This is a genomic window from Streptomyces sp. NPDC090499, from assembly GCF_044769305.1.
Taxonomy (GTDB): Bacteria; Actinomycetota; Actinomycetes; order Streptomycetales; family Streptomycetaceae; genus Streptomyces.
The window spans coordinates 126,957-133,323 of the sequence record NZ_JBIVXP010000003.1; the positions used below are offsets into that span (position 1 = coordinate 126,957).

Annotated in this window: 5 protein-coding genes; 1 reads left to right on the forward strand and 4 read right to left on the reverse strand. The window is 74.4% G+C overall.

The genetic code is table 11. From position 1 onward, the window contains the following. Positions 1-234: 234 nt before the first annotated feature. The 3 genes from hutH to ACIQVL_RS12550 all read right to left on the reverse strand — a co-directional run bounded on the left by hutH (position 235) and on the right by ACIQVL_RS12550 (position 3,954). A complete protein-coding gene (gene hutH / locus ACIQVL_RS12540; protein WP_403475530.1) occupies positions 235-1,773 on the reverse strand; it encodes a histidine ammonia-lyase in 1,539 nt (512 codons plus the stop codon). A 76-nt stretch (positions 1,774-1,849) separates the two neighbouring features. Continuing rightward, on the reverse strand, positions 1,850-2,995 hold the full coding sequence (locus tag ACIQVL_RS12545; RefSeq protein WP_403443520.1) for a diguanylate cyclase domain-containing protein: 1,146 nt from the start codon (positions 2,993-2,995) through the stop codon (positions 1,850-1,852). A gap of 164 nt (positions 2,996-3,159) precedes the next feature. Next, entirely contained in the window at positions 3,160-3,954 is a 795-nt protein-coding gene (locus ACIQVL_RS12550; RefSeq protein ID WP_403475282.1) for an enoyl-CoA hydratase/isomerase family protein, read from the reverse strand. 214 nt (positions 3,955-4,168) lie between these two features. On the opposite strand from ACIQVL_RS12550, the gene ACIQVL_RS12555 reads away from it, so the two are divergent. Next, positions 4,169-4,819, forward strand: a complete 651-nt coding sequence (locus ACIQVL_RS12555) for a hypothetical protein (RefSeq protein ID WP_403475283.1) — start codon at positions 4,169-4,171, stop codon at positions 4,817-4,819. A gap of 87 nt (positions 4,820-4,906) precedes the next feature. On the opposite strand, the gene ACIQVL_RS12560 is transcribed toward ACIQVL_RS12555, so the two are convergent. Continuing rightward, entirely contained in the window at positions 4,907-6,022 is a 1,116-nt protein-coding gene (locus tag ACIQVL_RS12560; protein WP_403443512.1) for an adenylate/guanylate cyclase domain-containing protein, read from the reverse strand. Between the last annotated feature and the right edge of the window lie 345 nt (positions 6,023-6,367).

Consider the following 6,367-nt stretch of genomic DNA (forward strand, 5'->3'; position numbering starts at 1 on the left):
GAACTGCGCGACCAGCCCCCACCCGCCCGCAGCCGACGGACTACCGCAGCACCCCGGTCACCTCAAAAGGGCGCAGGGAGCACCCCAGAGTCGCGGCGAACTGCGCGACCAGCCCCCACCCGCCCGCAGCCGACGGACTACCGCAGCACCCCGGTCACCTCAAAAGGGCGCAGGGAGCACCCCAGAGTCGCGGGGAACTGCGCGACCAGCCCCCACGTGCCCGAGGTCGAGTGACTACCGCAGCGTCCCGGTCACCTTCTCCGCCGCGTCGACAACTCCCCCGCTCCGCACGAACTCCTCCGCCGCCGCCAGATCCGGCGCCAGGAACCGGTCGGGCCCAGGCCCCTGCACCCCCGCGGAGCGCACCGCGTCGATCACGGCCCGGGACGCCGGCGCCGGCGCCAGGCCCTCCCGCAGCTCGACCGCCCGGGTGGCCGCGTACAGCTCGACGGCGATGATCCGCGTCAGATTGCCCACGGCCGTCCGCAGCTTGCGCGCGGCCGACCACCCCATCGACACGTGGTCCTCCTGCATCGCCGAGGACGGGATCGAGTCGGCCGACGCCGGAACGGCCAGCCGCTTCAGCTCGCTCACCAGCGCCGCCTGCGTGTACTGGGCGATCATCAGCCCCGAGTCGACGCCCGCGTCGTCCGCCAGGAACGGCGGCAGCCCGTGGCTGCGGTTCTTGTCCAGCAGCCGGTCGGTCCGCCGCTCGGCGATGGACCCGAGGTCGGCCACCGCGATGGCGAGGAAGTCGAGGACGTAGGCGACCGGCGCGCCATGGAAGTTGCCGTTGGACTCGACACGGCCGTCGGGCAGCACCACCGGGTTGTCGACGGCCGACGCCAGCTCCCGCTCCGCGACCAGCCGGGCATGCGCGAGCGTGTCCCGCCCGGCCCCGGCGACCTGCGGAGCACACCGCACCGAGTACGCGTCCTGGACGCGCGGCGCGTCGTCCTGGTGGTGCCCGGTGAGCTGGGAACCCTGCAGCACGGCGAGCATGTTGGCGGCGCTGTCGCCCTGCCCCGGGTGCGGCCGGATGGCGTGCAGCTCGGGCGCGAGCACCTTGTCCGTGCCGAGCAGCGCCTCCAGGCTCAACGCGGCCGCGACGTCGGCCGACTTGTAGAGCATGTCCAGGTCGGCGAGGGCCATGACCAGCATGCCGAGCATGCCGTCGGTGCCGTTGAGGAGGGCCAGCCCTTCCTTCTCGCGCAGTTCGACGGGAGCGATCCCGTGCTCGGCGAGCAGTTCGCCCGCGGGGCGGACGACACCGTCCGGGCCCTCCGCGTCCCCCTCGCCCATCAGCGTGAGGGCGCAGTGGGAGAGCGGGGCCAGGTCCCCGGAGCAGCCGAGGGAGCCGTACTCGTGCACGACCGGGGTGATGCCGGCGTTCAGCACGTCGGCCATGGACTGGGCGACCTCGGGACGCACACCGGTGTGTCCGGAGCAGACGGTCTTCAGCCGCAGGAACATCAGGGCCCGTACGACCTCGCGCTCCACCCGCGGCCCCATGCCGGCCGCGTGCGAACGGACGATGTTGCGCTGCAGCTGGGCCCGCAGCTCCGGGCTGATGTGCCGGGTCGCCAGGGCGCCGAAGCCGGTGCTGACGCCGTAGACCGGGTCCGGCTTGGCCGCCAGCGCGTCCACGATCCCGCGGGCCGCCGCGAGGGCCGCGACCGCCTCCGCGGACAGTTCGATCCGGGCGCCGCCGCGCGCCACGGCGAGAACGTCGGACGCGGTGACACCGGACGTCCCCACCACCACAGTGTGCATATCCATATTCAGGAGCGTACGCATTGAATGCAGGGGCTGTCACTACTGGGTCACGGGTTCGCCCCTTACTTGTACGTCACAGCCCCTGGCGCCCGCGGAAGCTCCGCCGCTCCGCCCGTTCCGGCGGCGGCGCGTCGGCCAGCCGCACCACGGGATCGTCAGGACCCTCCCGCCCGGCCACCACCGGCCGCCGGGCGCGCAGCGCCTTGGCCCGGTACTGGGCCGCGTCGGCGAGCCGGAACAGCCGACGCCCCGAGCGCACCGGACCGATCGGGTCCGCGGTCGAGGCGACCCCGCACGCGACCCCCTCCCCCAGCTCCAACTCCCCCGCCCGACGGCAGAGTTCACCGGCCGCCTCGACCACGTCGTCGGCCGGCGGCCCGACCGCGAGGAGGCAGAACTCGTCCCCGCCGAGCCGCGCGGCCAGCGCACCCGGCAGCATCGCCCCGCACAGCGACAGCACCGAGCCGAAGCGTTCCAGGAGACGGTCGCCGACGGCGTGCCCGCAGGTGTCGTTGACCTTCTTCAGCCCGTTGAGGTCGCAGACGACGAGACTGACCACCTCCCCCTCCGCCCGGTGCTGCTCGACCGCCTCGTCGAGGCGCACGTCGACGGCACGGCGGTTGGCGAGTCCGGTGAGGGCGTCGGTGTACGCGAGCCGGCGGGCCTCCTCGAGACGCTCGGTCTGCGCGATCCCGGCGGCGACGACGGAGGCGAGGACGGTGGCGAAGTCGGCGTCGGCGCGGCCGAAGACGGGGGCGCGGACGGCGCGGGCCACGTACAGCTCGCCCCAGGCCCTGCCGTGCAGCACGATCGGGGCGACCAGGCAGCAGCCGCGGCCGCGCCGGCGCAGGGCGGCGACGCGCTGGTGGGAGTAGCCGGGGCGGCCGGCGGCGGGACCCTCGGCCGTCTCGACCCAGGCGTTGGGGCCGCCGCCGCCCGCCCAGCGTTCGTGGAGGAACTCGGTGATCTCCGGGAACTGGTGCACCGGATAGGCCTCGGCCTCCGGGAACTCCTCCTCGTCGGGGGCACGCTCCCCGACGTTCACGAGGACCCGGAGCCGGCCGAGTTCGCGCTCCCAGACGGAGAGCGCGGCGAAGCTGCCGTCCAGCGCACGGCAGGCCCCGGCCGCGGCGGCGTGCCAGCACTCATGTGGGGTGCGAGCCGCAGCCATGCCCTGGGCCAGCGCCACGACGGCGGCGAGCCGGTTGTCCTCACCCATTACTCCAGGTTAGGGACGAATTGGATGATTCGGGACGTTGGTGCGGCGAACAGGTGTTGCGACGACCCGTCTCGTCGCGGACCGCGGCCCGGCGGGGGTTGCTCGCGCAGTTCCCCGCGCCCCTTACGGGGCTCCTCGGCTGCAGGCAGTCGCCCACCCGTACGTCACTCCCCCGGCCACTCCGGGCGCCGCTTCTCGTTGAACGCCGCAACCCCCTCCGCCCGGTCCCCCGAGAACGCCACCGTCCGCCATGCCGCGTCCTCGACCTCAAGGCCCGTCCGCAGGTCCAGCCCGTGCCCCAGCCGCAGCGCCCGCTTCGCCGCCCGCAGCCCCACCGGCGAGTTCGCCGCCATCCGCGCCGCCAGCTCCAGCGCCGCCTCCCGGTCCCGCCCCGCCTCCACCAGTTCGTCGACGAGCCCCAGCGCACGCGCCTCCGCCGCCTCCACCCGCCGTGCCGAGAAGACCAGCTCGGCCGCGCGGGCCGCCCCCACCCGGCGCGGCAGCAGCTGGGTGCCGCCGCCGCCCGGGATCACGCCCACCGACACCTCGGGCAGGCCCACCACGGCCGTGCCGTCGGCCACGATCACGTCGCAGGACAGGGCCAGTTCGAAGCCCCCGCCGAGCGCGTAGCCGTGCACGGCGGCGATCGTCGGCATCGGCAGCTCCAGCACGCCGGTGTACGCCCCGCGCGACAGCGGCCGCGACCGGAGCAGCTCCGCGTCGCTCATCGCGTTGCGCTCCTTCAGGTCGGCGCCGACGCAGAACGCCCGCTCGTGCGAGGAGGTGAGCACGACCACCCGGGCATCCGGGTCGGCGCCCAGCGCGGCGCACGCGGCCACGATCGAACGTGCCATCTCCGCCGACACCGCGTTCATCGCCTGGGGCCGGTCCAGCACGAACTCGGCCACCTTGCCGTGCCGTCGTACCAGCACGAACTCCCCGAACCGCTGCTCGCTCACGACACGCCCTCCGGTTAACGCGGGTTAACATCCTGGCTTCGATCATCGCAGCCGAGGTGCGAACGGGAAAGAGCAGCCGCCCGGTTCCCGTACCGAACCCCGGCAACCCGTTCGAGTGACATCCCGCCCAAGTCGCACCGCACCGCCCAGGGGAGCGCATAACGTGCGCTCGCCATGGCGCATCGGGGGCGTGAGCGCACGGGGAGGGATCGTGATGACCGAGACGTCGACGCAGCCGACGCGAGACACCGACCTCACGGCAGCGGAGCCTGCGGCTGCTGCCGCGGACCCCGCCCCGGCAGGCCCACGCCGCTTCGTTCCGCACCCCCGGGGCCGGCACCGCCGCCCCCGCCCCCGCCGGGTCCTGCTCGTCGCAGGCGGTATCGCGCTGGCCGCCGGGGCCCTGAGCCTGGTCCGGGTGAGCGTCGACCCGGGTGCCGGCGGCCCCGGCGCCGCCGAGGCGGAACCGCGGCTGGATCCGGGCACCGGGACGGACCGGTCGACCCCCGCCGCCGCCACGGTCGCCACGGCGACCGCCATTCCCCGGCCGGACCTCTCGCCGACCTCGGTGACGGTCGGGGCGAGTCCGGCGCCGACGACGGCCTCCACGCTCGTACCCCTGCAGACCGCGCCCTCGGGCCCGCCCACCGCGCAGGCCACCGCACAGGCCACCCCGGACCCGACCACCATCCCCGAGTCCCCCAACACACCGGCCCCCTCGGCCACCTCGCGGCCGACCTCGGCACCGCCCGGGAACACACCCGCCCCCACCCCCACACGGCAGCCCACCACGCCGGCCGGGTCCGGCCTCTGCGTCCCGATCATCGGACTGTGCGTCGACGCGGCGGCAGCGCCGAGCGGCTGACGCCAAATCCGCGGATGCCGGGTACGTACCGGGAAGGGGCGCTGCCGGTCTTCGGGAGGCCCAGACCCGTGCCCTGTGCGCTATGCCCTATGCGGGCGGGACCGCCTCGTCCCTGCGGGTGAGCAGCCAGGGCTCGACCACGCCCAGGCCACGCACCGGACGCTGCCACATCGGCTGCAGCGCGAAGCGGTACACGGGGGGCTCCTCGCCCTCCTTCTCGGCGGTCGCCGCCTCCTCCGCGGCGGCCGCCTCCGAGGCCGGCGCCTCCCCGACCCGGATCAGCTCCTCCGCGAACGCGCTGTCGACGAGCACCGCGTCGCGCGGGGCTATCGAGGTCAGACGGGAGGCGAGGTTCACGGTCGTGCCGAAGACATCGCCCATCCGGGTGGTGACCGTGCCGAAGGCCATGCCGACCCGCAGCTCCGGCATCGTCTCGTCGTGCGCCATGGTCTCCACCAGGCGCAGCGCGATGTCGGCGGCGACCCCGGCGTCGTCGGCGGCGTACAGGACCTCGTCGCCGAGGGTCTTGATGAGCCGGCCGCCACGGGCCGCCACCAGGTCGGCGGCGGTGGTCTCGAAGGCCTCGACCAGTTCGCCGAGTTCCTCCTCCTCCATGCGCCGGGTCAGCCGGGTGAACCCCACCAGGTCGGCGAAGCCGACGGCGAGGCGCCGGTCGACCATCTCCTCGTCGTCGGTGGCCTGCACGACCCGGCCCGCGGAGGCGGCGAGCTGGCGGCGCCAGACGTAGACGAGGAACTCCTCCAGCTCGGGCAGCAGCAGTTCGACGATCGGGTACGTGACCTCGGTCCGGGTCATGCCCGGCTCGGGCGGCTCGGTCAGGCCCTCCAGGAAGGAATCCATCTGCCACTCGGCCAGACGGGCGGTGGTCTGTCCCGTGGACCGCGCCACCTGCACGGCCATGGCCTCGCTGAGCAGCCCCGCCTCGACGAGACCGGCGAGCCGGCGCAGGGCCAGCACGTCCGCCTCCGTCAGCGCCTTGGCCTGCCCGATGTCAGCGAAGCCCATCGCCCGCCAGAACCTCGACGCCAGCTCCATGGAGACGCCGGCGCTGCGGGCCGCCTGGAAGGGGGTGTAGCGGCGCTCGGCCCCGAGGATCAGGCCTTCGAGACGCAGCGCGAGGGGGTCCTCGCCGGAGTCGGCGGCGTCCGCGCCCTCGCCGGAGCCCGTGTCGTCGACGGTCACGCCTGCTGCCCTTCCGATCTACCGCGGTCGCATACCGACCAGGCTCAACTCTACGGCAGCTGTGCGGTAGCTCACTTCGTGAGGAAAGCCGACATCGGTGTGGTGAGGGGTCGGGTTTCGGGTGCCGGCGAGTGGGGGTTGGCCCAGCCTTCGGCCGGGGCGCCCCCAGCGCCCCTTACGGGCCACCCAGCTGCCGGCAGACGCTCCACCGCGGGCCGGTGGGGGCGAGTCGCGCAGTTCCCCGCGCCCCTATCGGGGCCACCCAGCTGCCGGCAGACGCTCCACCGCAGGCCCGTGGGGGCGAGTCGCGCAGTTCCCCGCGCCCCTATCGGGGCCACCCAGCTG